The sequence below is a fragment of the Longimonas halophila genome (genome assembly GCF_002554705.1).
Classification (GTDB): Bacteria; Bacteroidota; Rhodothermia; order Rhodothermales; family Salinibacteraceae; genus Longimonas; species Longimonas halophila.
In genome coordinates this window covers 83,246-109,262 of record NZ_PDEP01000003.1, presented here as the reverse complement: position 1 = coordinate 109,262, position 26,017 = coordinate 83,246, and the positions used below count along the sequence as shown (strand labels likewise).

Genomic DNA, 26,017 nt, shown 5'->3' with positions numbered 1-26,017 from the left:
GTCGAGTCGTTGAGGCTGCGCTGCCCGCATTGCGGCGCAAGTTGTTCTGCGAAGATCGTTACATCACGCTACAGGGTTGGCTGGATACGAAGGGGATTTGCTTCGTGTATGGCTGTCCCATTACGCATCAACGACTACGCACCGAATCCCCCTGTACCACTATGCCCGACGACACAATAGAAACCACGCTGACCTCCATCCATCAGATGACGCCGCGTGTGAAGCAGTATGTGCTGCAGGCGCCTGGACACACGTTCAATTATAAGCCGGGGCAGCATGTGCGGATTGCTATTCGGCAAGACGGCGACCTGGTGCAGCGGCCCTACACGCCGGTGAGCCTGCCGGGCACCGATACGATTGCGCTCGGCATCAAAAAGTATGACGATGGCACGCTTTCTACCTACATGGATGAGCGTGAGATGGGCGACACGATAGAGATCATTCCACCCGGGGGCAACCTGCACCTGCGCGATACCGACCGCGATGTGGTGTTCTTGTCGACCGGCACCGGCATCACGCCCATGACTGCGATGCTGAAGCAGTATCTGCGCGAGGGCACGGGGCAGGCGGCGTTCCTCTATGGCGAGCGCACACAAGAAGACATCATGTACCGGGAAACGCTCGATCACCTCTCGGCCGATCACGCCAACCTGCGCGTGTTCTACTCGCTCTCGCACGAAGAGTGGGACGGCCCAACCGGCTTTGTGCAGACGCACATCAAGGACGCGCTTGGCACCGACTTCGACGATCCCCACTACTACATTTGCGGCATCCCGCCGATGGTGGTGGAGACGGAAGACGTGCTGAAAAACGAACACGGTGTTGCTGAAGATGCCATCTTCACCGAAGGGTGGGAATCCAGTGCGGTGTAGCAGCACAGGCCACCGCCGTTCTTCGAACTTCTGTGAAGGCCTTTTCTGCGTACTCAGACATGCCCATTCACTCGTAAACCCGTTCGTAGGGACACGGCGGGCCGTGTCCCTACGGTTGTTTGGGCGCGGGGCCATCGAGGGTAGGGCCTTCGGTTTGCGAGGGGGTAGCGGTTCAATGGTAAGTGATTGTCATATGGCCGACATCATCGGAGCCAGACAACCCCCTCTGTCTATCGACATCTCCCCCTTGGAAAAGGGGGAGAAACCCGAAGGGAGAGGGGGTTCGAACAAGACAAACCTACATTCTACGATAGCCTTATCACTTAGCGTCTACCCACTACCTGTGAGGGTTTGCCCTATCCTGATGTAGGGCCATGTCCCTGACTTGCTTATAACAATGAACATTGATTGATGCGTATTCTACAACCAATAAAACAGTCTGCGCACAAGATCTAAGGTGCATTATGTACGATAATATTCTGTATCCGACAGACGGAAGCCCAGGAGCCGATGCCGCCCTTGCTCACTGCCGCCACCTGGCTGAGTCGTACGGAGCCACGGTGCATGTGCTGCATGCCGTGGAGCAGCTGGACTCGTATGGACTGAGCAGCGATCTGAAGGTGGAGCAGCCCCGCGGAACGGTCGGCGATGCCGAGGGAAAGGGGACTGGCATGGTGGGCAGCCGAACGAAGCGCGAAGAGATGCAGGAGAGCATCAAGGCACATGGCGCCCAAATCGTAGCTGATGCCGCAAGCCGGTTGGGCGGTGTAGAGACGCAGACGATGCTGGAGGTGGGCAATCCGTATAAAGTGATTCTTGAAGGCGCTTCCGACTGTAATGCCGACCTCATCGTGATGGGCACACATGGGCGAACCGGCCTGGATCGCTACCTGATCGGCAGCGTCGCCGAAAAGGTGGTGCGTATGTCCGACGTGCCCGTCCTGACCGTGCGGCAAGAAGACACGTGACACAGCGGGGCTGGAGCGGTCTGCTCTGGGACGGCGCTCTCCACCTCCGGAACCGTCATCCTGAACTTGGTTCAGGATCCACCCCATGGAAGAGGCGCGGTGCGGTCGTAGAGACACGGCGCGCCGTGTCCCTACGGGTTGACGGTACGCCCTGCGCGTCCCCGTTCGAGGGTCTGCGCAGTTGCTATTGCGCTGTGCGGCAGCGTTATTACGAGGGCACAGATTCTACTCGGTGGGTACACGACGCTTTTATGATCCGCGTGCCTCAATACATTGTTGGTGTGGTGCCTGTAGCGGCACTCCTTGCTGTTCTGGGGATGCAACACATCGCGCCGCCTCCGCAAGCCGTACCGTGTCCGCCCGAGGATACGCCCGCCGCGCCCGACTCGTTTACGGTGGCGCTCGAAACCACCACGGGCCCGGTGCGGCTGCGCCTGTATCGCGACTGGTCGCCCCACGGCGTAGATCGCCTGCACTGCCTGGTGCGGCACGATCATTTTACGGATCTGCCGGTCTTTCGCGTGGTTGAGGGCTTCGTAGCGCAGTTCGGATTGACCGGCGACCCGGCGACCGATTCGCTCTGGGCCGAGGCGGGCATTCCCGATGAGCCGGTGCGCGCCTCCAACAAGCGCGGCACCATCGCCTTTGCCCGTGACAGCGTAGACACGCGGTCGGCGCAGCTCTTCATCAACCTCGCCGACAACGCCCGCCTCGACACCACCACCTACAACGGCGTAACCGGCTTTCCGCCGCTCGGGCGCGTCACCCGTGGCATGGAGGCCGTCGATGCGTGGCACAGCGGCTACGGCGAAGACATCAGCCAGGACTCCATTCGCGTGAAGGGCCGCACCTACCTGGCGCGCAACTACCCGGACTTGGATGTGATTGAGACGGCTCGTATTATGAGGTAACCAGTCGACTGCTCACTCTCTCATGAAAACCATGTCTCACTCTTTCCCTCTCTACACGCTGCTGTTGATCGGGCTATCGCTTGCGGGCACAGGGTGCACCACATTACCAAGCTTTGAGTCGCTCGATCCCGATGCCTATCAAGCATACATGGAAGCGCAAACTGAAAAGGTCTTGATGGTTTCGCGGAAAGCGGGAAGCCGGGCGTACGTCTACGGGTACGGATCGGGGCATTCAACACAGGAAGAGGCGTTGGAAGCAGCGCGGCTCCAGTGCGAAACACGTCGCGAAATCTACCGGCTGGAGAACGCGTGCGAGGTGTACATGATCAATAATGAAAGGGTGGCTGAAGACGATTGAGGCTCTCGACACAACGATCTGACAGGTCTCGAAGACCTGTCAGATCTAATGCATGGGCAGAATCATGCCGTAGGGACACGGCGCGCCGTATCCCTACAGCCTCGTACCGCACGACTCTGCGGATGCTGGTAAGTAATCGCAAAAAAGCGGCAAGGTCACACATAAGGGCCGTGGTGGAAACGCAAGGAGCACGCGCGCTCGAACTCACTCGAACTCAAAGGCGGGCCAGCGGTACGTGAGGGCGTCTTTGTTACTTCGTAGCTGTTCCTGACGTATGCCCACCTCCGCATCCTCCTGGATTGTTTGCAAGTTTGGCGGTACCAGTGTGTCGACTCGCGCCCGCTGGGAAACCATTGCCGCCCTCGTTCAGCGCCACATCGACCGCGGGATGCGTCCCATGCTGGTGTGTAGCGCACTCAGCGGCGTATCCGACCGCCTGGATGCGATTCTGCATGCCAGCGCGTCTGCAGAGCGCACCGACCAACTCGCGGCCCTCCGAACGCAGCATCTCGAACTGGCGCGCGATCTGGATCTGGATGGCAATGCTGTGCTGGGTGATGCACTGGACGACCTGCAGGCGCTCGTCGATGATCTGCCCGATAACGACACGCCGCATCCACGGCAGCAAGCTGCGCTGATGGCGCAGGGCGAACTGCTGTCTACGCGACTCGGTGCCGCGTTTCTGCGGGCGCAAGGCGTATCCACCCGCTGGCTGGATGCCCGCGAGGTTCTGCGCTCCGAGCGCGAGGCGCACCTTACGCCTGCGCGCCGCTATCTATCGGCCACGTGCAGCTTCTACCCCGACGCTATCCTGCAAGACCACCTGCACGATGCCGACACCGACGCGGTGCTCACGCAAGGCTTCATTGCGGGGAACGAGATTGGGGAGACCGTGCTGCTGGGGCGCGGCGGCTCCGACACCTCGGCGGCGTACTTTGCCGCCAAGCTCGAAGCAGAGCGCCTCGAAATATGGACCGACGTGCCGGGCCTCTTCACCGCCAACCCGCGCGACATTCCCTCGGCGCGGCTTTTGAAGCGGCTTACTTACAACGAGGCGCAGGAGCTGGCCACGATGGGCGCGGCCGTGCTGCATCCACGTTGCATCGACCCGGTGCGCACGCATGGCATCCCCCTGCACGTGCGCTGCACCGACGCGCCCGACCTTGAGGGCACCGCCATCCGCGACGACGTGCCCGATTACGGTCCGCAGGTGAAGGCGATCTCCGCGAAGGACAACGTCACCGCCATCTCTATGGATACCCTGGGGATGTGGCAGCAGGTGGGCTTCCTGGCGGATGTCTTCAGCGTCTTCAAGCATCACGGCCTCTCCGTCGACCTGGTGGCGACGTCAGAGGCGAACGTCACCGTGACGCTTGACCCGGTGGCCAACGCGCTCGACCCCGACACCATCAACGCGGTGGTGCGCGACCTGAACGCGTTCTGCAACGCCCGCGTCATTGGGCCGTGTGCGGTGGTCAGTCTGGTGGGACGCCACATCCGTGCGCTGCTTAGCGACTTGGGGCCGGCGCTCGAAGTATTCGACGAGCAGAACATCTACCTGGTCTCGCAAGCGGCCAGCGATCTCAACTTCAGTTTTGTGGTGGATGCGGAGCAGGCGCCCCGGCTGGTGCGCGAGCTGCACGCCGAGCGGTTCAGCGCCCGCCCCGCCGACGAACTCTTCGGGCCGTCGTGGTCGGAGCTGTTCGACACCAACGAGTCCGACGCGGAGGCTACGCCGCCCTGGTGGCAGACCGAGCGCGAGGCGCTTCTGGCCCTGGCCGACACCACCAACACGCCTGGCTACGTTTATCACGCCCCCACACTGCGCACCCGTGCCCGGCAGCTTACGGCGCTGGAGGCGGTGGATCAGCCCTACTACGCTGTGAAGGCCAACCCGCATCCCGACGTGCTCCGCTGCCTGTACGATGAGGGCCTGGGCTTTGAGTGCGTATCGCTGGGCGAGGTGGAACGCGTCTTTGAGGCCGTCCCCCAGGTGGATCCGCAGCGCGTGCTCTTCCAGCCGAACTTTGCAGCCATCGACGAATACCGGGCGGCTTTCGATCAGGGCGTGCGCGTGACGCTCGACAACGTGCAGCCGCTCGACACGCACCCCGAGGTGTTTGCGGGGCAGACGATCTTCCTCCGCATCGATCCCGGACGCGGGCACGGCCATCACCGCCACGTGCGCACCGCGGGCGCGCAGTCGAAGTTCGGCATCGTGCCCGACGAATTGCCGCAGGCCCGCGCGCTGGCCGCTGAGCACGACATTTGCGTTCAGGGCCTGCACGTGCATGTGGGCAGCGGCATCACCCGCGCCGAGCCGTGGGCCGACATCGCCGCGTTTCTGGGCTCGCTGGCCGAAGACTTCCCGGACGTGGAGATTCTGAACGTGGGGGGCGGACTCGGCGTGCCCGAGCGGCCCAATGGCGACCGGCTGCCGCTGGATGCGCTGAACGAGCGGCTCTCCGCGTTCAAGCAGTCGCATCCCCAATACGCCCTGTGGATGGAGCCGGGCCGTTTCCTGGTGGCGGAGGCAGGCGCGCTGCTCGCACGCGTCACGCAGACGAAGCAAAAGGGGGAGGCCACGTACGTCGGACTCGATGCCGGCATGCACACGCTCATGCGTCCGGCGCTGTACGGGGCCTACCACGACATCGTGAACCTGACCAAGCTGGACCAGCCCAACGTGCAGACGGTGAATGTGGTGGGGCCCATCTGCGAGAGTGGCGATGTGCTCGGCTACAGCCGCCGCCTTCCGGCGACCGAACCCGGTGATGTTATGCTCATTGCCACCACGGGGGCCTACGGAGCTGCAATGGCCAACATCTATAACCTGCGCCCCCGCCCAAACGAGCATTTGATCGACCCGTCTGCTGATGCGTGATCAGAACAGGTACGTTGACGGTCAAAGGAGCCGCCACTTGCTGAAGAGGAGGTCGTACGCCCATTATCATTCGGATGACCATCTTGAAATCCCCCCAACGAAGCCTGTCATGGTGAGCGGAAGGCGACGAAGGAGCCGAGAGCCGAACCATCTCCTACTCGATTGGCAGATCCCTGTCAATGTTTTTATCAGGAGGGCTATCACTCACGGTCTATCCACTATCGAGGCATGCACTGGTATAGAGCGCCCTACTAAATTGAGAGAGACCTTTCGGCTGCGCAGATGCGGGGCATCTGCTGCGCTCAAGGTGACGCACGTTGAGAGAAAATAGGTTTCGACTACTAAAATCATGGCTGACGGAGGGGAAGCACACCTGCCGCAAACCAATCGGCTCTATCTGTTTGACGCACTCCTATGACCGAATCTGACCGCTGGACCGACCTGTTGCCGTTGCAGAGCACCTCGCCCGAGGCGACCCATGCGTTGGGCGAGCAACTGGCCGAGCGGGTCCAGCCCGGCGATGTGATAGCGTTGCATGGCGACCTGGGGGCCGGGAAGACACATCTGGTAAAAGGAATCGGTGCGGGATTGGGATACAACCCCGCCGATATTCGTAGTCCTACCTTCACGCTGGTGCATGTGCACGAAGGCGGGCGGCTGCCGCTGTATCACATCGACGCGTACCGCCTTGGCGACCCGGCAGAGCTGTACGAGATGGGCGCCGACACCTACCTGTACGGCGAGGGCGTCTGCTGCATCGAATGGCCCAGCCGGATGGGCGAGCTGCTGCCCGACACCGCACTGCACCTGCAGCTTACGCACGAAACCCGCACCACGCGCCGAATCAGGCAAACGTGCCATGACTGACCCTATCGACGCACTCCACGCGCTGCCCCGCTACGCCGGCACCGATGACGACAGCTACAAGCCGGGCCTCGACCGGATGCAGGCACTCATCGATGCGCTCGGCATCCGCCTTGACGACCTACCCACGTTGCACATTGCGGGTACCAATGGCAAAGGCTCTACCGCCGCTATGAGTGCCGCCATTGCACAGGCGGCGGGTTATCGGGTGGGGCTGCACACGTCGCCGCACCTGTGGTCGGTGGCCGAGCGGATGCGCATTGACGGCACGCCGATCCCTGACGACACGCTCCGCGCCATGATTGCGGAAGCGCAGCCCGCGTTCGATCGCATCGAACCCAGCTTCTTTGAGGCGACGGTGGCGCTCAGCTTACAATACTTTGCTCGTGAAAGCGTGGACCTGGCGGTGGTTGAAGTGGGGCTGGGCGGGCGGCTGGATGCGACCAATGTGGTAGAGGCCGAGGTTGCCATCATCACATCAATTGCGCTGGAGCATACGGCGCTTCTGGGGGATACGGAGGCGAAGATCGCCCAAGAAAAAGGCGGCATCATGCGAGCGGGGCAGCCCGTGGTGCTGGGCCCGCTTTCCAATGAAGCTGAGTCTGCCCTCCAGAAACAAGCATCGGCGCGTGGGGCTGTTTTGCACCGCACCGCCGCCACGACACGCTGGAACGAGGCCCGCCGCACGCTCATCACGCCGCGTGCCTGCTACGCCGTGCCCGACCTGGACCTGCCGGGTGTGCATCAGCAGCAGAACGCGGCCTGCGCGGTGCGGGCGCTGGAGCTGCACCCGGCGGTGCGCCTCACCTCCAATGCCGTAGCCAGCGGACTGGGCGCCGTGCGTGCGTATGCCGGATTGCATGGGCGTATGGAACGTCTGGCTGTGCATCCACCCGTGTGGATTGATGTGGCACACAACCCGGCGGGGCTGGCGGCAGCATGCACGGCACTGCCCCACTGCCCCGGATGCTGCATCGTGGCGCTGGGGGTGATGCGCGACAAGCCGCTCAGCGCGTTGCTCGATGCGCTGGACGATCGTGGAATCGATACGGTGTGGCCCGTTGAGGTACCCACCGACCGGGCCCTGCCGGCAGAGGCCCTTGCTGATGCGTGCCAGGCCCGTGGCTGGTCAACGCGCGCTCCGGCTTCGCTAATGACCCACGTCGATTACTTTCAGCACACGGCCTCTCCCGAAGACCTCCTGCTTGTTACCGGATCGCACTACACGGTAGGCGAACTGGCTCCGGCATTGCGTCCGCTGTAACGTGCGATGTTGCATCTCATGAGACGATCGGACATGCCGATACGATATTGGCGACAGGGTATGTGATACTCACTCCGACAAAAGAGTCTGTTCCCTTTATCCGATGGTGCCGCTCCGGCATGTCCAGTGGCGAGGTGACGGATGGGAAATCGGCACCACCATGTCGTGACCTACGCCTAAAATCGTTTATTTTTGGGGAATGAAAGCGCTTCTGACCAGATGAACCTTCTTTCATGTTCAGTGTGTGCATCTTATGTTGGCGGTGCCTTGTTAAGACGACTATGGCAGTTTTCTACGCGCACGCATCCTTCTCCTCATTCCTGCTTCTCTGTTGGATACGCAATCCCCCCATGTGCTTTTTACGAACCGCGTGTATCCGCCCAATACAGGGGCCACAGGCGCCATTTTGGCTGAGTTGGCCGAGCGTCTTGTAACGCGCGGCTGGAACGTAACTGTTGTTGCCGGTCCCGCAGAGGATGCGCCCCCGTCAGCGTATCGCAATGGTGTGCGGGTAGAACGCGTGTCGGCCCTGAAGTTTACGCGCGCCAGCACCTGGAGGCGCGGACTGGCCTACGCCTCGCTGTATCCGGCTTTTGTAGCGCGGGCCCTGCGCCTGCCGCGTCCCGACGTAATCGTGTCGAAGACCGACCCGCCGCTGCAACTGGTAGTGAGCGCACTGCTAAGCCGCATATGGAACGTACCGGCGGTGCACTGGGCGCAAGACGTGTACCCGGAGGTGGCCGAGGAGCTGGGTGTGATCTCCAAGAACGGCTGGCTGGCGGGTGGGCTGCGGCGCGTATCGACGGCAGCATTGCATCAGCATGCCCGGGTTGTTACGGTGGGCCGCTGTATGCAGCAGCGCATTGTGGCACGTGGCTATCCCGAGCAGCGCACGCGCGTGGTTCCGAACTGGCCGCCCGAGTCGGTACATCCGGTGCCGCACCACGAAAACACGTTCCGTGCCGAGCATGGGCTGGAGGATGCATTTGTTGTGATGTACTCCGGCAATATGGGGCTGGCGCATCCGTTCGATGCGGTCTTGAAGGCAGCCACCTATCTACACGACACGGTGCCGCACGCAGTGCTTGCCCTCGTCGGCGAAGGTCCCCGCAAGGCAGAACTACAGGCGCGCGTCCGCGAGCGCGAGCTGGACAATGTCCGATTCTTTCCGTATCAACCGTTTGAGACACTGGCCCACAGCCTAAGCGCCGCCGACGTGCACCTGGTTACAATGCAGCCGAAGTTGGAGGGCCTTGTGGTACCCAGCAAGCTGTACGGCGTGCTGGCCGCCGGGCGTCCGGCGCTGTTCTTGGGGCCAGCAGGCAGTGAGGCGGCACGCGTCTTGCGCGATCATGACTGCGGAGCGGTGCTGCCGCAGCCTACAGGGCGTGCGCTGGCCCGCGAACTTGAAACGTGGTATGCCGATGCTGAGCGCCGCACCGCCGCTGGGAATCGGGCGCGGGCCGTGGTTGCGGATGCGGCCTCGGAGGCCGCATCCGCATTTGAACGCACGTTGCACACATGCATTCGTAGCCGCACGGCCGCTGTTACATAACCGGGAGATCCCCACCGGTACAGAAGGGGCGGCCACGACACTAACGCCGATTCGGTACTCCGTATCGGCCCTGCTTCATAGCTTGCATTCCGGTATGTTGACATCACTACTTGCTGAACTACACGGGTTGTTTCTGGGGGATACCGCCGGGCACCGCCTGGTGATGGGAGGCAGCATTGCCCTGCTTGCTGCGCTTGCCTTTACGCCGCTCGTCATTTTTGGTGCACGCCGCCTTGGATGGCTCGACTGGCCTGCCAACGACCGCTGGCATTCCACGCCGGTTGCGCTCATGGGCGGCATTGCGGTGTTTGGGGCAATTGCCACGGGAATTGTTGCCACCGGGCTTCTTGAGGTGTATGCCTGGCCCGTCTGGCTGGCTATAACGCTCGTGTTTGCCTCGGGCCTCGCCGACGACCTGATCGACATCCGGCCCGAGGCCAAGCTCGTTGTGCAGATCGTTGCAACGTCGCTTTTGCTCTACGCGGGGTTTGCCTTCTGGAACAGCGCGCCCTTCTGGATCCACATTCCCCTAACGTTCCTCTGGGTGGTGGGTGTTACCAATGCAGTGAATCTCATTGACGGCATGGATGGGCTTGCGGCCGGACTTACCGCTGTGGCTACCGCGGTTCTGGCAACGATTGCCTGGCTGGTGGGGGTGCCCGGTGTGGCGGCGGTGTCGGTTGTTGTGATGGGGGCCACCATCGGATTTCTGGTGTTTAACTTCAAGCCAGCGCGGGTCTTCATGGGCGATTGCGGCAGCCTGCTGCTTGGCTTTGTGCTGGCTACGCTGGCGCTTACCGTGCAGGGCATGGGCGAGCCGCTGGCTGCTACGCTGGTGCCGGTGGCCGTGCTCGCCGTCCCGATCTTCGACACCAGCTTTGTAACCATCACGCGCATTCTAAATGATCGCCCCATTACCGAGGGGGGCAACGACCACACCATGCACCGGCTCGTGCTTCTGGGACTGTCGGAGCGGCAGACTGTGCTGCTGCTGTGGAGCATCGCTGCGGTGTTTGCGGGGGGCGCGCTCATGCTATACTGGGTGACGACTCCGCTCTTCATTGCGCTCATGTTGTTCGCAGGGGCCGGATTTGTACTGCTCGGTCTGTATCTGGCAGGAGCCACGCACTACCCACGGATCGACATTCCACTTCGCGTAGAACGGAAAACTGCCAGCCAGAAGTTTGGGGCGGTGATGCAAGCGGTAGCGGGCGGCCCCTACTGGAAGTCTATCGTGGGCACAATGGCCGACCTGCTTCTCGTAGGTGCTGCACTCGTGCTGGCCTTTCACCTGCGGTTCGATGGCGCCCCGCCTGCGCCCTACGACAACCTGATGCTGCGTATTCTACCGGCCGTCATGACCGTGAAAGTGACCGTGTTCTACCTGTGTGGGTTATACCACGGCATCTGGCGCCACGCCGGCACGTCCGAGTTTGTGCGCTTGGTGATGGGCTCCACAGCGGCATCGGCCGTGCTCGTTGTGGGGATTCTATTGCTGGGGCATGGGGCCACGCTCTCGCCTGCGCTCGTAATTCTTGACTGGATGGTGACGACCGCATCCATTGCAGGCATTCGGTTTGGCTTTCGGGGGATGCGCCAGTATCTGGCCGCCCAGCGTTCGAATGGAAAACGGGTACTCATCTATGGAAGCGATAGCGCAAGCGTGCTGGCGCTGCGCCATCTGCGCGAAGATGACACGCTCCACCGCACCGCTGTCGGGTTCGTCGATGCCGACGCCAATCGCGTGGGGATGCATGTGCAGGGCCTCTCGGTCGTAGGCACGCCAGACGAGCTGGCGTCCATCAGCGGCAGCTACGATGCCGACGAGCTGATTGTCCCTACATTTTCGACCGATAGAGATACCCAACGCGAGCTGCTCCGCATCTGTGTGGAAGCGGGCATGGCGTGTCGGCTCTTTGCTTTGGATCTGCACCCGGCTGCTCCGATTCAACTGCAGGCGCCCAACGGAGATGGCATGACGCGCAAGGAGCACCATGCCGCGTCAGCGCACGACACTTCTACAACAGACGAGATGGCCTCCCCTCAATCGTCGTCCTGATGGGGACAGGCGAAAGCGCCTTATCGGAGCGGATCGCTATTGCTCCCCAGATGAGTCGTCCTGGGCCCGGGCCTTTTGGCGCATCTTGGAGGCCTCGCGCAACCGCTCCTCTGACCGATCGGGCTCTTGAGCAGCCAGTTGCACATACACGCGGGCAGCCTCGTGATAGGCGCCCTGCGAAGCGTAGATGCGGGCGAGCGTTTCCGACACCATGTCGTCAATGTCGTCGTCGAGCTCATCGGGGGGGAGGTCGTCGATGTTCGGGTCGGGACGGATGCGTGCGGACTGCAGCTCCTCGATGAGCGCATCCAGGTCGTCGTCAATCTGGTCAAGCGCTTCGGCTGAAGAAGGCGCCTCGCTATCGAATGCGGCTGCGGCGTGGTCCTGAGCCGCTTGATCGGCCTGCGCGCGGAGTGCCTCCAGGTCAGCGGGCCCGTCGTCCATGGACAGCGAAGGCAAAGCCTCGTCGGTTGGGGCGTTAGACGGCGTAGCGGATGGGGCGTCTGCATCCTGCTGCGAACGGGGTGCGTCCGGGGAAGCGGGGCGATCTGAGGAGGCCTCGGCCCGGCGCTGCTTGCGAATGAGCGACCGCACCCGTGTGCGTCCGTCTTGCACCGTTGGGCTGTGCGGCATGAGCACGTAGGCCTGATCCCACGCTGAGCGTGCCGCCCCCCAGTTCTTGCGCGCCTCGTAGGCGCGGGCCAGGAGCACGTAGGCCGCCGGGTAGGCCGGAGTCTCAACCACCGCAGCTTCGAGGCAATCGATGGCCTCGACGACCGACTGGGTACGGAGCAATTCGAGAGCGTCTTGAATGACGGAAGCAGCCATGAGCGTAGAGATCACCAACGGAGGAGGCCTCATTCGGGCCCGCGTATCTCTTAACGTACGACGGGGACCGCGTCTTTCAAAGGGGGGGCGTGGGGTTTGCAGTCTCTTTGCACAGCGCTTCGGGCGGTGCTGTGTCTTGAGGCGCCTGAATGCGCTCCCACAAGTCGGTACCGGCCATAAGCAAAAAAGTTAGCGCCAGTGCACTTTGAAAGGGTACGCCGCTCCAGATCTGCTGATGCAACAGCACGCCCAGCCCCGCCGCGCTATAGAGTCCCAGTAGCAGCTCACCCGTCCAGGTGCGGACCGACGAGCGCGATGGCGGTGCGCCGCCTTTGGGCGTACGCCGAAACGGTATAGATACGCGGGTTAGCGCAGCGTACACCGCCTGCGTGTTGTTGACGGCCAGTCCCATTGATCCGAGAAGAAAAAGGGGGAGTGTGCGCGCGGTGCGCCATCGCGAAGAGCCAAGCACACGCTGGGCCGTCCATACAGCTGTAGCAAATGCGGCAAAGCCAACCCCACCCACTGCCAGCATACCCAGATACGTATTCGACACGGCGGGACTGTACATGGCCAGCACCAGTAAGGGCGTGTGCAGCAGTGCCGTTCCTACAATAGCTGGAAACGCCAGATGCGCCAGCAGGTGGGCGCTGCCTGCAATCTTGTGTCCGAGGCGCTGCGAAGATCGCCACAACGGACGTAGCAGCTTGCGTGCCGTTTCGATGGCCCCCTTCGTCCACCGAAACTGCTGGGTGCGCCAGGCGGATACGGTGCGGGGCAGCTCGGCCGGTACGGCTACGTCATTCACGTAGCGGAGCTGCCACCCGGCCAGTTGGGCTCGATAACTTAAGTCCAGATCCTCGGTGAGCGTATCAGCCGACCAGCCCCCGGCGTCTTCGATACAGGCCCGCCGCCAGATGCCAGCTGTGCCGTTGAAGTGCATGAAATAGCCTCCGGCATAGCGTCCGGCCTGTTCGAGTGCAAAGTGGGCATTCAGGCCCACGGCCTGACTCTGGGTGTGCCATGAGGTATCGGGGTTGAGGTGGGCCCATCGGGCCTGCACGAGTCCTGTATCCGGTGTAGAAAAGTGGGGCAGCAGGCGCTTCAGGAAATGAGGCGGCGGTACGAAATCAGCATCGAACACAGCTACGAAGGGGGCGGTGGTGTGCCGAAGACCGTGGGCAAGGGCCCCGGCTTTGTATCCGGTACGGTGCGTGCGCTGCACATGCGTAATGGAGCATCCGCGCTGCTGCCAGTAGGCAATGCGTTCGGCCACGCGCTGCGAAGTGGCATCGGTCGAGTCGTCGAGCACCTGGATGTGGAGGCGGTCCGCCGGATAGTCGAGCTGTGCGCAGGCGTCGATCACGCGGGTGGCCAGACGCGGCTCGTTGTAGAGCGGGATCTGTACGGTAACAGCAGGCCAGGTGGGTGGGGACGAGGCATTGGGGGAACGGTACTGTCGGCGTATCCAGGCCCACCAGCCCCAGTGCAGTCCGAACAGCGTAAGGACTACCAGGCAGGCCGTGTAGCCCACGGCCACGCCCACAGCGAGTACGTCGAGGCCGGTCATGCGAGGCAGCGTTCTTGCAAGAATACGAGGACAGTGTGCACGGACTGCAGGGGGTTCTGATTCGGAACAGCCAGGTAGGAATCGGTGGGCCCGGCTGTTGGTATAGGCGAGTCCAGTATTTAGTAAACCAACCTGAACGAAAGCATGGCTGCACGTAGGGCAGGAATGCACGGAGCGTGGGGACGCATGCTCCTTCTCTGTATATGTAGTGCTCTGGGGATAGCTGCGTGTACCAGCGAGGCACCCTCGGGCAATGGCGTGGCACGAGGTGCATTCGTGATGTATGTTGACGGGGCTGTGCAAGACACCGTGCGCGGCGCAGCGTACCTGCGCGATACAACATCTACAGAGCCGGGCCTTGAGTTGGATGCCGACTCTATTGGGTGGTCGGTTCATTGGATGCGTAGCGAGGCACCTGCTCCTACATACACGCTCGTTCCTCATGCGCTGATGCAGGCGGTGCAGAAAGAAGCAACCGACGATGCATATCGCCCTGCGCCGCGCGTTACTGATCCGTTGGCGGCTTCGCTCTTCATGGCATATGGCACACAGGGCACGTTTGAGGCGCAGGCAGGCACGCTGCATGTGGAGCGGGCTACGCCTACCGATCATGTGGGGCGGGTACATGCTACGCTAACCCTTCGTGGACAGACGGCACCGCGCGTTACAGTGCAGGGACACTGGCACGCGGTGCCCGCTCCCGATGAACTACCCTCTCATGTACGATCGCAATAGCACAAGCTGAGAAAGATTGAGCGGTGGGGACTACAAATTACCTGAGTGTAACGCTGTAGAGAGACTGTCAACACATTGGTACAAACACCACAGGCCCAGAGAGTTATCACTCAGTGGACTGCACATCACACTACTGTAATGCATCGTAATTCAGCACGTGGCTCTACCAACTGCTACGTGTCCACGCAGCAGCGCACGTGCAATTGCTCTTCACGCTTGGCTCCGCTCTCTGTTATGGCCCATACCTCTCCCTCCTCAGCAAGCGCAACGCAGAACGCCCTCAATGCGCTCGACACGCGCGATGTAACGCTTCCGCAGCGGCTCTGGTCGTGGCTTGCAAAGCAGGCCAGCGAACAGAAGTGCTCCGTCGATGAAGTGCTTGCAACCCTTATCGATGTGCATCGTCACCCCGAGCAGGCTGTAACCCAAGACAAAAGGTCTTCTGCTGTCCCTGACAGTGCTGCAGCCAACAGGACGAAGCGAGATACATCTACGACAGCAGCCGAAACGAAAGACGCAGATACCGACACGGCTGCCGACCGCCTGCGCCGCATGAGCAACCGGTTGAGTGCGATACGGGGTGATGCCACAGACGATACAGAGGACGATACAGATGATACAGCGCCCGACACCGAGTCGCTCATGAACGAAGCCATGAGCGCGCTCCAGCAGTCCGCCAATGTGGAAGAAGAGGCGTCCGATGCGTCTGAGTCCACATCCGGATCGATGTTTGACGTGGTGCGCGACGAGGACGCGTAGCCAGTGGGCTGCATAGCGTGCTGATTGCGCGTGGTGGAGGTTTATCCCCTTCGCCAGAATGTGATCTCCAAACAGCTTTAAGTTATGGTACGCGTGCGTGATCAAGTCGACCTTTCTGTCCCGCGCAGCGACGCATTTGCATACATGGACGAACCGGCGCATCAAGCCGAGATTACACCCAGCCTGGTGCGTTCGGAGCTTATTGAGCGGCTTCCGAATGGCGGCTCGCGCGCTGCCTACACTTACAGCTTTCTGGGCATCGCGTTTGAGGGGGAAGTCCGCGCTACCACATACGACCCACCCAATCGTATTGTGTTTGCCATGGAAGGCGACCTCGGTGGCGAAATTGCATGGACGTTTACGTCGCTTGCCAAGGAGCGCTCCCGTCTCATTTACGAAGCGATGTACGAAATCCCAGTGCCGGTGCTGCAGAAAGCCGCGGAAGCCGTGGCGCGCCGCTACAATGAGCGCGAGGTCCGCACGCTACTTGCCAACCTGAAAGATCAACTGGAGACGGCGCATAACGCATAGTGCTGTGCCAACCCTCATTTTGATGGTTACCCTGGCATCATTCCCCCAACGAAGCGTGTCATGGTGAGCGCAGTCGAACCATCTCCTCGGCGTTTGGCGGGAACTGTTTGGGACGGCACGGCACGCGTAGCGATCTCGGTTTGACCCAAACGCTTATCTGTGAGAAAGCAATAGCTTCATCTTGTATTGATTATGTTGGGTTGTGTCGGGGCACGTCGCCCGGCACGGACTTACTCCACCTCATAGCCCAGCGTGCGGCCTTTCTCGGTAGCCGGGATGCCTTCATCGAGCCAGGGGGGCGCGTCGGCATTCATCAGGTAGTGGTCAAAGAACTGCTGCATGCGCCGCTGCCAGTCCACCTTCAGGTGATACTCGGTGGGCCAGTGCGGCTGCCCGTTGTAGTTGATGAGCCAGGCGGGCTTGCCCAGCCGGCGCATTGCCATGAACATTTCCACGCCCTGCTCAAACGGCACGGCACCGTCTTCATCGTTGTGCATCATCATGAGCGGCGTGTCGATGCGGTCGGCATAGAAAAGCGGCGAGTTTTCCCAGTAGCGGGTGGGGTACTCCCACAGCGAACCGCCAATGCGGCTCTGCGTCTGCTCGTACTGAAACATGCGGCTGCGCCCGGTGCGCTGCCGGATGCCGCCGTACGCGCTCGTCATGTTGGATACGGGGGCACCAGCCTCCGCGGCTGCAAATAGGTCGGTGCGCGTAATCATGTACGCAATCTGGTAGCCACCCCAGCTGTGGCCCTGTACGCCAATGCGATCGCGGTCGATAAATGGCGCATCGGCCAGCTCGGTAACGCCTGGCATGATGCTGTTGTAGGCGCTCTCGCCCGGGTATCCCTCTTCGTACACAATATCGGGCACGAATACGACATAGCCGCGGCTGGCATAGAACGTGGGGTTGATGATGGAGCGATGCGGCGCAGGGGCCCAATGATTGTGCAGGTTGTCGCTGTTGCGCTCGTAGAAGTAGACCATGAGCGGATACGTGGCGTCCGCGTCGAAGTCGTCGGGTTTGTAGATGATGCCGTCGAGCGTTTCGCCATGGAGCGCCGTCCACGACGTGAGTTCGGCGGTGCTCCACCGGTAATTGGACTGCTGCGGGTTGGCGGTGCTGATCTGCACGGGGGCGTCGAAGTCGGGCGTGGCGGTCCACAGATCGGGAAACTCGCTCACATCTTCGCGCTGGTAGAGCAGGCGGTCGCTGTCGGCGGCCTGTGTAAGCCCCGAGAAGCGGCGGTCCATCATAATGAGCTCGGTGGGCGGGGCGCCATCCACGGCGCCTTCGTAGTAGCCCGAGGCTTTGGTTTCGGTGTTGAAGGCGTGGAGCATCAGCGGAGCGTCGGGGTCGAGAGTGTCGGCCTCGTCGTCGAGCTGTTGGATGCGAAACTGCATCGATTCGGCGCGTCCGAGACCGCCTGTGAGGTTGGTCGGGTTCTCAGGCGAAGACGGATCGACCGCCCAGGCATCAAAGCGGTCATAGATGAGAAATGCCTCGTCCTCCGTGAGCCAGCCTGCGGATCCATACGGAAAGGGGGGATACGGACGGTCGTGGTCTTCGTTGTAGAGCGGTGCGTTAATGGCCTGCCCCAGATCGATCGGTGTGCTGCCTGCCTCGACGGACTGCGCCCACCACGTTTCGGCGGTGCCGTCCCACCACGTCAGGTATTCGGCTTCGGGTGAGAGCGAGGCCGGGTACTGCACCTGCTCCTGCACCTGCCGCGCTGCGCCGGTGTTCACATCAACGAGATAGACATCGTGATACGACGGAAAGTCCCACGACATTTCCTGTTGGTACGGACGACTGGTGTTCGCCACCGCAAGATCCGCGTTTCCGTTGTTGCCTACGTCGACGTTGGGACGGTCTTCCGTTGCCAGTTGTACGATGCGGTTGTCGTCATTGAGATGCACCACCGCCTGGTAGCTGCGCTGCAACTCCTCCTCGCGGTCGTTGAGCTGCACGCTCTGCGGACGTTCGTCTTGCCAGTGCCAGATGTCGACCTGCACGGGCTCGCCTACGAGCGTGGCGGTAGTATCGGGAGCAGGCTGTGGAGCCGTGCCGAAGAACAGGCGCGTACCGTCGTCCGAGAACGAGAGCGATCCGTGCTCGCTCACCCACCAGTTATCGGGGAGGCCGTCGGCTTGCCACCCGGCAATGCGCTCTGCATCTTCAGCAAGGGCGGCGCGGTAGAGCGTGTGGGCTGGCGCATCGGCCTCGATAGCTTCAGATTCGACGTCGTCGCGGTTGGTGAGGAAGGCAACCTGCTCGCTGTCTTCGTCGATGGTGAGGTTGGTGTAGCTGCCGGGGCCGGTAAGCAGCGGACGCACATCGCCGGTTTGGGTGGGCACGGCAAAGACGCCGTCGCCGGTGCTGTCGGGCGTAGCGCGGGCAAAGACGAGCCAGGCGCCATCGGGCGAGAAGGCGTACTCGTCGGTTGCGTGCTCGTAGGTGCGTTCCTCACCACTCTCCAGCGAACGCAGGACCAGTGTAGACCCGGCGTCCGCGCGGGTGTCGGAGGTGTCGGGGTCAGCGTTTTCAGATGTGTTGTCTGCATTGGTCGTGTCGGCGTGGCGATACGCGATCCAGTCGCCACTCTCTTCGGGCAGCCGGAACGAGGCGATGTCGGGGATGCGCTCCACCTCGCCGGTATCGATGGAGGCCACAGCGAGCGAGTCGGGGGCGTCGTCGTCTTCAGCGTCAGTGGGCGGCACGATGCGCGTGATGACATGCTGGCTGTTCGCCGTAAACTGAGCATCGTGCGTGCTGCGCGGCACATCCAGCAAGTGGGTGCCGTCGGGCTGAGCCACGCGCAGGGTGTCGTCGCCATGCTCAGGACCCAGCACGTAGAGCACCGATTCGCCGTCGGGGGCCAGGGCTTGCGTGTGCATCTGGTTCCAGATGGCGTAGTCGTCGTGGTCGAGTGCCTGCTGGGCGGTGGCGAGGGGGCCACTGCACACGGCCAGCAGCAGTCCGAGGGCGAGGGTCCAGCACGTACGGAGCGAAACAGTGCGCATCAACAGCACCAGGTTCAGTGGGGGGAGCAAACGTCGCATCCAACCTACAAAGACGGTGCGGAAGCCGCAACGGCGATGTGGTGAGTGGGCGCGTTGTGCAACGGAACGTGGTCATTTGGACTCCTGCTGCTGGCCACAACCTATGCGGGTTGTATTTGCGCTTTACAACCGAAAACAGTTGTACGGAACGCGGCGTCGAGCAGAGATGCTCTCACACCACCTCCTTCAAGAACCGTCCAGTGTGGCTGGTAGGATGCGCCGCGACCTCCTCGGGTGTGCCGGTAACGACGACTTCGCCGCCCTCTGCACCGCCGTCGGGACCCAGATCGATGACGTGGTCGGCGTATTTGATAACGTCCAGGTTGTGCTCCACAATGAGCACTGAGTGCCCGTGTTCTACGAGCTGGTCGAACGCGTTCAGCAGCTTGCGAATGTCGTCGAAGTGCAGCCCGGTGGTCGGCTCATCGAAGATGTACAGCATGCGGTCGGAGTGGCGCCCGCCCAGGTGCGAGGCCAGCTTGATGCGCTGCGCCTCGCCCCCACTGAGCGTGGTGGAGGGCTGCCCCAGCGAGAGGTAGCCCAGCCCGATGTCTTGCAGCACCTCCAGCTTGTTCGTGACGGCACGCTCGCCTTCGAAGAAGTCGGCGGCTTCATCTACCGTCATGTTCAGCACGTCGGCGATGTTTTTGCCGTTGTACGTTACGTTCAAGACTTCCTGCTTATAGCGCTGCCCATTGCACGCCTCGCACTCCAGGTAGATGTCGGCCAGAAACTGCATCTCGACTTTGACCACGCCCTCGCCCTTGCACGACTCGCAGCGTCCGCCCGAAACGTTGAAGCTGAAGAAACCGGGTTCGTAGCCATGAATCTGCGCTTGCCGCGTCTTGGAAAAGAGCTTGCGGATGCCATCGAACGCGCCGGTATAGGTGGCGGGGTTGGAGCGCGGGGTGCGCCCAATCGATTGCTGGTCGACCATCTCGACCCCGTCGACGAGCGTGTGGCCACGAATGTCGTCGTGGGCACCTACGGTGCCGTCGCCGCTGCCGCCTTTGAGGCGATGCAGCCCTTCGTAGAGGGTCTGCTGAATGAGCGTGGACTTGCCCGACCCCGATACGCCCGTTACGCACACGATGCCGTCGAGCGGAATCTCAACATCGATGTGCTTCAGGTTGTGCTGCCGTGCGTTGGTGATAGTGAGCATCCGGTCGGGATCTGCAGCACGCCGCTCTTCTGGAATCGGAATGGCGGTGCGTCCGCTCAGATACTTGCCCGTGAGCGAGTCTTCGTCGTCGAGAATTTCGCTGTGGGAGCCCTGAAACACCACCTCGCCCCCAAACTGGCCCGAGGCGGGGCCCATGTCGATGAGATGATCCGCCGCCTCCATGGTAACCGGATCATGCTCCACCACCAGCACGGTATTGCCCAGGTCGCGCAGGCGATGCAAAATGCCTACAAGGCGGTCGTTGTCGCGCGGGTGCAGCCCGATGGTGGGCTCGTCGAGCACATAGAGCGAGCCGACGAGCGAGGAGCCGAGCGAGGTCGACAGGTTGATTCGCTGGCTCTCGCCGCCGCTCAGCGTCTGGGCGAGCCGGTCGAACGTGAGGTAGTCAAGCCCGACATCCACCAGGTACTCGGTGCGGGTGCGCAGCTCCTCCAGAACACGCCCGGCGACCTCCTCTTCGTATTCAGAGAGCTCGATATCCTGAAAGAAGTCGAACGCCTCGCGGGTGGTCATTGCGCACACCTCGCCGATGTGCGTGTCGTTGATTTTGACGTAGTAGGCGTCTTCGCGCAGCCGGTAGCCGTTGCACTCCGGGCAGGTGGAGTAGCCGCGAAAGCGCGATCGGAAGATGCGGTAGTGCGTCTTGTACGAGCGCTCGTTCAGAAACTCGAAGAAGCCGTTCAGGCCGATGTACTCATCCTGGCCGTCCCAGATGATGTCGAGCTCCCAGTCGTCGAGCTCACGGTACGGGCAGTCGATGTCAATGCCGGTTTCGGCGGCCACGCGGATCAGCTTGCGGAAGTGCTTGCTCCATTTGTCCGTGCGAAAGGGTGCAAGTGCCCCCTCGCGGATGGAGAGTCCCTTGTTGGGCACGATCAGATCCGGGTCCAGGCTCGGCACGCGGCCAAAGCCCTGGCACTCGGGGCACGCGCCCACTGGACTGTTAAAGCTGAACATGAGCGGCGTGGGCTCCTCGAACTCCATGCCATCGCGTTCGAAGCGCGCGCTGAAGTGCAGTTGTGGCGCGGGTCCGTCGGTGTCATCGCCACGGCGGCGTGCCACCTGCACCACGCAGCGTCCGTTGCCCACATCGAACGCCTGCTCCACCGATTCGGCCACACGGGTGCGGGCGGAGGCGTTGCCCTGCTTCACCTTGAGCCGGTCGATGAGCACGAGCAGTCGCTTGCGTCCGTAGTTGTTGACGTTGCTCGGCGGCGTGTCGTTCAAGTCGAGCACTTCGGGCTGCTCGCCGCGCTCGGCCTGGTTTTCGGTGGGGAGCAGCAAGATGCGAAAGAATCCGCGCTCGCGCAGGCTCTTCAGTTCATCGCGCAGGGCCCGGCTGCGGTCGGGCACGGGGCAGCACAGATAGTAGCGCGTGCCGTCGTCCAGCTCCTCTTCAACCGAGCGCGCTACGCTACGGGGCGTGTCTTTGGTGACGGGCCGCCCACTCACCGGCGAAATCGTGGTGCCGATGCGGGCGTAGAGCAGGCGCAGGTGGTCGTACACCTCCGTCTGCGTGGCGACCGTCGAGCGCGGGTTGTTTGCTGTGGTCTTCTGCTCGATGGCAATGGCTGGAGCCAGGCCGGTGATCAGATCGGCATCGGGCTTATCCATGCGCTCCAGAAACTGCCGGGCGTAGGCGCTGAGGCTTTCCACATAGCGGCGCTGCCCTTCGGCGTAGATTGTATCGAAGGCCAGGCTCGATTTGCCAGATCCCGATGGCCCGGTAACCACCGTCAGCGTTTCGCGGGGCACGTCCAGGTCGATGTTTTTCAGGTTGTGCTGCCGTGCACCGCGCACCACGATATGCGAGCGGGCTTTCTCGCGCGCCTCGTCCGAGGCATTGGCAATGACAGGGTCTTGGGGAGGTGCCGTATCGAGCGTTTTGGTCATGGGGGAGGCGGCAGCGTTAGAACGAAGCAACAGGACAACACGAAACCGCAAGCTGCCCCGGTAAGATGCGCTCCGCTACGGGGCAGACTTGACGGAGTCGTAAAGGATAGGCACACTGGACGAGACAGACGCGATTCTCACTGATGAAGCTACGTCTTGTCTTCCTCGGATGACTCTGAGCCGCCTGTGTTGGAGCCCGGAACCAGAGCTGGGGCGGGAGGCGACACGTCAGCGTCGGCATGCCCATCGGAGGCGGAAGCCACCTCGGGCGCATCGTCGTTGGAGGGCAGGGCCGGGGTAACGTCTGGGTCAACGGGGAGGGCGCCTGAAGGCAGGGTCTCGGCCATCTGCTCAGACAGATGAGTGAGCAGTTGCTGTAGCGCCTGCGCCTGCTCGTTTGCAGACTGGGCCTGCTGGCGTACCGATTCAAGCTCGGAGCGCAGGTCGTTGAGCTCCTCGGCCATAGCAAGCGCCGTAATCACCGAGGTGGTGAGTTCGGCTTGCTCAGGGTGCTCCTCTTTAAACGCTTTCATGCGTGCGTTAACCTGCTCAGCCAGTTCGCGGGTGGTCGATTCTTCGCCCTTGCGCACGCGCAATGCATACTCGTGGCCCATAATGTGGACGCAAATCGGTTTCATGTCGGGAGTAGCCATAACCAGAACGGGCTATGCAGAAGAAGAGGCATCGTCGGCAGGCGGATGAGGAGTAGGCAGATCATCCAAGAGCGCGTCAATTGTTTCGATGTGTGCGCTCAGTTCGTCATCAAGGGCATCAGGGTCGTTCTCATCCAACGAGAGCACAAACGCGGAGGGGGGAACGTCGCGGCGTTTTTCCAGCGTTTTAATGCGGTCGCGTAGCCGCTCATTCTCAGCTTGCAACGCCTGAATCTGACGGGTGGCTGCTTCGACCTGGGCAATAAGCGTTTGCACAGGCGTACGCAGAGATTCAGGCAGAGCGTAGAGAATCGAGTCGGTCTCAAACGGAGCCGACGCACCATTCATCGAAGAGTCGGGTTCAGCAGTCATGGCAGGGGGCCAGAAGCCGCTGGGCGTAGAGAGTACAGGATGCAAATGGGGTCATTCGGTCTCTTTGCGCAGGTAGTATTATTGCCCTAAAAGAGACCAACAATGAATCACCTCTACGGCTAATGATCGCGGATGTGCCGAGTGTGGGAAAAAATCGGCAAATCCACCAGCCGCCTGGCTGTTTTGACGGTTGTAGGGTGGAACTACTGCTGGCGCAAGGTGGCGCTGTGCGTATGCTGCAGAGCCGAAGTGATACTGTCCATGCAGGCGTCGATTTCGGAATCGGTCAAGGTGTGATCGGCAGCCAGCCGCACCGAGAGCGCAACGCTCTTCTGACCGCTGGGAATGCCCTTGCCCTCGTACAGGTCGAACAGGTCAGCCTGTTGCACCAGCGGGGCTCCGGCGTCTTTTGCGGTGTCGAGCAGTGGGCCCACCGGAGCATTGGCATCTACGAGCACAGCCAGGTCGCGCTCTACCACGGGGACGCGTGGCACGGGCTGGTAGCCAGGCTGCGTATCCACAACGCGCGATACCGCCTCCCAATCGAGCTCGGCCACAAGCACAGCCTCGTCCAGGTCGTAGTGGGCGGCGGTGTCGGGATGGATGCAGGCGAGCGTACCCAGGGCGACATCGTCGGCGGCAATGTCGAGGGCGTATGCCACATAGCGGGGCGTGCTGGTTGACGGCGTGAACTGCGCGGGGGCTCCAAGAGCGCTCAGCAGATCGGCCACGGTGCCCTTTAGGTCGTACACATCGGTATTGCGAGCCGCGCGGTCCCAGTGGCGGGGCGCATCGGGGCCGGTGGCAGCAATCAAGAGGGCTTCGTGCTCGGTGGTGCCCGGCACCTGCGTGGCTTCGTCGGCGGTGGCGCGGCGCATCACGCGGCCAAACTCGAACAGCCGGATCGCGTCTTGGCCGTGGTTATGGTTGTGCTGTAGCACACGGAGTGCGCCGGGCAGCAGGCGCGGACGCAGCGCGGCCATCTCGCGTGAGATGGGGTTCTGCGTTTCCACAACCGGCGTGTCGTGCGGATTGAACTGCTCGGCCACCTCCAGCGGCAGCATGCTGTTGGTGTAGATCTCGCGGAACCCGGCCCCCCGTAGCAGCTGGCGCGCTTCGTTGCGGTGCGTGCGTTCGCTGCCGGGCAGGTCGGCTATGCGTGCGGGAATCTGGATGCGCTCGGGACGTGGAATGCGGTCGTAGCCATGCAGGCGCGCGACTTCTTCGATCAGGTCTTCTTCAATCGCCAGGTCGGGGCGCCAGGTCGGCAGCGTACATCGGAGCCCCTCGCCCGTGGGTTCGGCAGCAATGCCAATGGATTCGAGATGCGTCTGCATATCCGCCCGTGCAAGGTCGGTGCCCAAGAGGGCGTTAGCACGCTCCGGGCGCAGCGTAACGGTGCGCGGCTCGGGGGGATGGGGATGGGCATCGATCATGCCGTTGACCCGGGTGCCTCCTGCCAGCTTTACCATAAGATCGGCGGCACGAGCAGCCGCCCACACCTGACCGTCGCGGTCTACGCCGCGCTCAAACCGGTACGACGAGTCCGTTTGCAATGCCAGCGCCTTCGCAGTACGGCGAATGTGCGACGGGTCGAAGTACGCGCTCTCGATGAGCACGGTGGTCGTGTCTTCCGTGACCTCGGTATCGGCGCCGCCCATTACGCCTGCAATGGCCACCGGACGTTCGGCGTCTCGAATGAAAAGCGTACCCGCCGGACACGTGCGCTCTTGGTCGTCGAGCGTGGTGAACGGGGTGTCTTCCGTCGCGGTGCCGACATGAATTTCGTTTCCGTGGAGCGTGTCGGCATCGAACGCATGCAGCGGCTGACCGCACTCATGCAGCACAAAGTTGGTGATGTCCACGATTACGTTGCGCGGGCGCAGCCCAATGCGCTCCAGACGCTGCTGCAGCCACACCGGCGAGGGGCCCACCTCCACATCCTCTACGCAGAGTGCCACGTAACGCGGGCAGGCTTCTGCATCCGCAATCGACACGCTAAACCGCTCAGCTACGGGGCCGCCCTCGTCGGGCAGGTCTACGTTGGGACGGTGCAGCGGTGCGCCGGTCAGAGCCGACAGGTCGCGCGCAACGCCAATATGACTGGCGGCGTCGGCACGGTTGGGGGTCAGGTCAATGTCGAGCACCGTGTCGGTCGGTGTAATGTTGTGCGCCTGCAGATACTCCACGAACGGCATACCGACGGGGGCTTCGTCGTCGAGCACCATAATGCCGCTGGCGTCGCTCGTCAGCCCCAACTCATGGGCGGAGCAGATCATTCCGTTGGACATTTCGCCACGGATTTCGCGGGCCTCCAGCGTGATGGGCTGGCGCTCGTCGCTGCCCTTTTCGGTGGGCAGCTGGAGCGTGGTGCCTGCGGGAGCTACGGGCACGCGCTGCCCGGCAGCTACGTTGGGCGCTCCACACACAATCTGCACCGTAGCATCCGGGTTCGTGGCTACATCGCAGAGCACAAGGCGGTCGGCATTGGGATGCGTGTGTACCGCTTCGATGTGACCAATCACCAGGTCGTCGAGCGGTTGGCCATAGCGCGCTATGCCGTCGACTTCGAGTCCGGCCATGGTGAGCAAATCAGCGATGGTGTCGGCATCAGCCTGGGGGGCGGCGTAGCGGCGCAGCCACTGGATGGAGCAGTCCATGAAGCGAGGAGGGCGTTGTGCAAGAAACGGTTT

Annotated in this window: 19 protein-coding genes; 12 read left to right on the top strand and 7 right to left on the bottom strand. The window is 62.2% G+C overall.

Going from position 1 to position 26,017, the window contains the following annotated elements:
• Window positions 1–161 precede the first annotated feature (161 nt).
• From CRI93_RS04395 to CRI93_RS04355, 9 genes are all read left to right on the top strand, one after another.
• The gene (locus tag CRI93_RS04395) at window positions 162–872 is read left to right on the top strand and encodes a ferredoxin--NADP reductase (protein ID WP_098061399.1); all 711 of its coding nucleotides are present in this window, start codon (window positions 162–164) and stop codon (window positions 870–872) included.
• 464 nt (window positions 873–1,336) lie between these two features.
• Window positions 1,337–1,840: a universal stress protein gene (locus tag CRI93_RS04390; protein ID WP_098061398.1), complete on the top strand. Its 504-nt coding sequence runs from the start codon at window positions 1,337–1,339 to the stop codon at window positions 1,838–1,840.
• Between the two features lie 260 nt (window positions 1,841–2,100).
• A complete protein-coding gene (locus CRI93_RS04385; protein WP_176521682.1) occupies window positions 2,101–2,751 on the top strand; it encodes a peptidylprolyl isomerase in 651 nt (216 codons plus the stop codon).
• 22 nt (window positions 2,752–2,773) lie between these two features.
• On the top strand, window positions 2,774–3,109 hold the full coding sequence (locus CRI93_RS04380) for a hypothetical protein (protein WP_098061396.1): 336 nt from the start codon (window positions 2,774–2,776) through the stop codon (window positions 3,107–3,109).
• Between the two features lie 274 nt (window positions 3,110–3,383).
• Window positions 3,384–5,993, top strand: a complete 2,610-nt coding sequence (locus CRI93_RS04375; protein ID WP_098061395.1) for a bifunctional aspartate kinase/diaminopimelate decarboxylase — start codon at window positions 3,384–3,386, stop codon at window positions 5,991–5,993.
• A 414-nt stretch (window positions 5,994–6,407) separates the two neighbouring features.
• Window positions 6,408–6,860: a tRNA (adenosine(37)-N6)-threonylcarbamoyltransferase complex ATPase subunit type 1 TsaE gene (gene tsaE / locus CRI93_RS04370; protein WP_098061394.1), complete on the top strand. Its 453-nt coding sequence runs from the start codon at window positions 6,408–6,410 to the stop codon at window positions 6,858–6,860.
• Window positions 6,853–8,121 (top strand): bifunctional folylpolyglutamate synthase/dihydrofolate synthase, encoded by a 1,269-nt coding sequence (locus CRI93_RS04365; RefSeq protein ID WP_098061393.1) that lies wholly within the window; start codon window positions 6,853–6,855, stop codon window positions 8,119–8,121. Before tsaE ends, CRI93_RS04365 begins: the two co-directional genes overlap by 8 nt.
• A gap of 331 nt (window positions 8,122–8,452) precedes the next feature.
• Entirely contained in the window at window positions 8,453–9,676 is a 1,224-nt protein-coding gene (locus CRI93_RS04360; RefSeq protein ID WP_098061392.1) for a glycosyltransferase family 4 protein, read from the top strand.
• 94 nt (window positions 9,677–9,770) lie between these two features.
• On the top strand, window positions 9,771–11,735 hold the full coding sequence (locus CRI93_RS04355) for a hypothetical protein (protein ID WP_176521681.1): 1,965 nt from the start codon (window positions 9,771–9,773) through the stop codon (window positions 11,733–11,735).
• Window positions 11,736–11,771: 36 nt separating this feature from the next.
• Here the strand turns inward: CRI93_RS04355 and CRI93_RS04350 are convergent, their stop codons facing one another.
• Together CRI93_RS04350 and CRI93_RS04345 are read right to left on the bottom strand one after the other, a co-directional pair.
• Window positions 11,772–12,563: a hypothetical protein gene (locus CRI93_RS04350; RefSeq protein WP_098061390.1), complete on the bottom strand. Its 792-nt coding sequence runs from the start codon at window positions 12,561–12,563 to the stop codon at window positions 11,772–11,774.
• Between the two features lie 76 nt (window positions 12,564–12,639).
• Complete coding sequence (locus CRI93_RS04345) at window positions 12,640–14,133, bottom strand: glycosyltransferase (RefSeq protein WP_176521680.1); 1,494 nt, start codon at window positions 14,131–14,133, stop codon at window positions 12,640–12,642.
• Between the two features lie 276 nt (window positions 14,134–14,409).
• Between CRI93_RS04345 and CRI93_RS15315 the strand changes: the two genes are divergently transcribed.
• The 3 genes from CRI93_RS15315 to CRI93_RS04335 all read left to right on the top strand — a co-directional run bounded on the left by CRI93_RS15315 (window position 14,410) and on the right by CRI93_RS04335 (window position 16,158).
• A complete protein-coding gene (locus CRI93_RS15315; RefSeq protein WP_176521679.1) occupies window positions 14,410–14,868 on the top strand; it encodes a hypothetical protein in 459 nt (152 codons plus the stop codon).
• A gap of 234 nt (window positions 14,869–15,102) precedes the next feature.
• Complete coding sequence (locus CRI93_RS04340) at window positions 15,103–15,627, top strand: hypothetical protein (RefSeq protein WP_098061388.1); 525 nt, start codon at window positions 15,103–15,105, stop codon at window positions 15,625–15,627.
• An 84-nt stretch (window positions 15,628–15,711) separates the two neighbouring features.
• Window positions 15,712–16,158: an SRPBCC family protein gene (locus CRI93_RS04335; protein WP_098061387.1), complete on the top strand. Its 447-nt coding sequence runs from the start codon at window positions 15,712–15,714 to the stop codon at window positions 16,156–16,158.
• A 230-nt stretch (window positions 16,159–16,388) separates the two neighbouring features.
• Here the strand turns inward: CRI93_RS04335 and CRI93_RS04330 are convergent, their stop codons facing one another.
• From CRI93_RS04330 to pheT, 5 genes are all read right to left on the bottom strand, one after another.
• The gene (locus CRI93_RS04330) at window positions 16,389–19,184 is read right to left on the bottom strand and encodes an alpha/beta hydrolase family protein (RefSeq protein WP_176521678.1); all 2,796 of its coding nucleotides are present in this window, start codon (window positions 19,182–19,184) and stop codon (window positions 16,389–16,391) included.
• Window positions 19,185–19,395: 211 nt separating this feature from the next.
• On the bottom strand, window positions 19,396–22,299 hold the full coding sequence (gene uvrA / locus CRI93_RS04325) for an excinuclease ABC subunit UvrA (RefSeq protein WP_098061385.1): 2,904 nt from the start codon (window positions 22,297–22,299) through the stop codon (window positions 19,396–19,398).
• A 149-nt stretch (window positions 22,300–22,448) separates the two neighbouring features.
• Entirely contained in the window at window positions 22,449–22,952 is a 504-nt protein-coding gene (locus CRI93_RS04320; RefSeq protein ID WP_098061384.1) for a cell division protein ZapA, read from the bottom strand.
• A 12-nt stretch (window positions 22,953–22,964) separates the two neighbouring features.
• Complete coding sequence (locus CRI93_RS04315; protein ID WP_098061383.1) at window positions 22,965–23,324, bottom strand: hypothetical protein; 360 nt, start codon at window positions 23,322–23,324, stop codon at window positions 22,965–22,967.
• Window positions 23,325–23,527: 203 nt separating this feature from the next.
• On the bottom strand, window positions 23,528–25,984 hold the full coding sequence (pheT, locus tag CRI93_RS04310) for a phenylalanine--tRNA ligase subunit beta (protein ID WP_098061382.1): 2,457 nt from the start codon (window positions 25,982–25,984) through the stop codon (window positions 23,528–23,530).
• Between the last annotated feature and the right edge of the window lie 33 nt (window positions 25,985–26,017).